Genomic DNA, 506 nt, shown 5'->3' with positions numbered 1-506 from the left:
ATAGAGTCATCCTGACAATCGAAAACAACAGAATGCTAATATTTATTGTAGCAGTTGGGGATCGTAAAACAATCTATCGGAAATATCAATCCTGAGATGATTTCCTCCAGGTTCTGACAACACTCTTCAAAAAAAGCATTATATATTTATCAACCAATCATATAAAGAACAATCCATAAAAAACATCTGGAGAAACAAATCATGAAAAAGACTGTAGAAAACCTGTCAAAAGCATTTGTAGGGGAAAGCCAGGCCAGAAACCGGTATACAATATATTCAAAGATTGCTAAAAAGGAAGGTTTCGAGCAAATTGCAGATCTTTTCCTCCTCACCGCCGAGAACGAAAGAGAGCATGCAAAATGGAGTTTCCGGCTGATCAATGAACTGAAAGAAGAAAGCGGGGAATTCTTCGATGACATTGCAATTCAGGCTGACGTTCCGACCGACTACGGCACAACCGCCGAGAACTTAAAAGCCGCAATCAACGGCGAGGATTACGAGACCAC

General features: G+C 40.3%; 1 protein-coding gene. It reads left to right on the top strand.

What is annotated here, in order from left to right; all coding sequences use genetic code 11:
* Window positions 1–201: 201 nt before the first annotated feature.
* On the top strand, window positions 202–506 hold a 305-nt coding region (locus CI957_RS10380; RefSeq protein WP_206631073.1), incomplete at its 3' end, for a rubrerythrin family protein.

Source organism: Methanohalophilus sp. WG1-DM, from assembly GCF_004104135.1.
Lineage (GTDB): Archaea > Halobacteriota > Methanosarcinia > Methanosarcinales > Methanosarcinaceae > Methanohalophilus > Methanohalophilus euhalobius.
This window is presented reverse-complemented; position numbering and strand designations above follow the sequence as displayed.